The sequence below is a fragment of the Aliivibrio sp. 1S128 genome (assembly GCF_001691065.1).
Taxonomy (GTDB): domain Bacteria; phylum Pseudomonadota; class Gammaproteobacteria; order Enterobacterales; family Vibrionaceae; genus Aliivibrio.
The window spans coordinates 1-497 of the sequence record NZ_MAJV01000028.1; the positions used below are offsets into that span (position 1 = coordinate 1).

At 47.3% G+C, this 497-nt stretch carries 1 protein-coding gene; it reads right to left on the reverse strand.

Annotated elements, in window-relative coordinates; genetic code table 11:
- Positions 1-497: VCBS domain-containing protein (locus A6E03_RS06645; RefSeq protein WP_218060154.1), on the reverse strand; the 497-nt coding region annotated here is incomplete at both ends.

The following is a 497-nucleotide window of genomic DNA, read 5'->3' on the forward strand; positions in this document are numbered from 1 at the left end:
GTCCCAACAATGTTGGTATTAGAAAAGTGCGCTTCGCCAGTATCGACATCCGTAACAGTCAGTGTACCTGAGGTATGAAGTTGAGACTCTTCCGTCACCGCGCCAGTATTTGAGCCACCAATTACGGCAGTGTCATTAGTGCCACTCACCGTAATAATTACTTGATGAGGGGTACCATCGGCAGAATGAACGGTAATAGTATCAGTAGCTGTCGAGCCTTTACCTAATGCTTGAACTGTTGGGTTGGTGTTATCTAAATCGTACGTCCATGCGCCGTTGTCAGTTAGGTGTAGGGTACCGAGTGTGCCGATAATATCTGTGTTGGAGAAATGCGCTTCACCAGTATCGACATCCGTAACAGTCAGTGTGCCAGAGGTTTGAAGTTGAGACTCTTCCGTCACCGCACCAGTATTCGAACCACCAATTACCGCTTTATCGTTAGTGCCATTTACTGTGATAGTTACTTGATGAGGCGTGCCATCGGCTGAATGAACGGT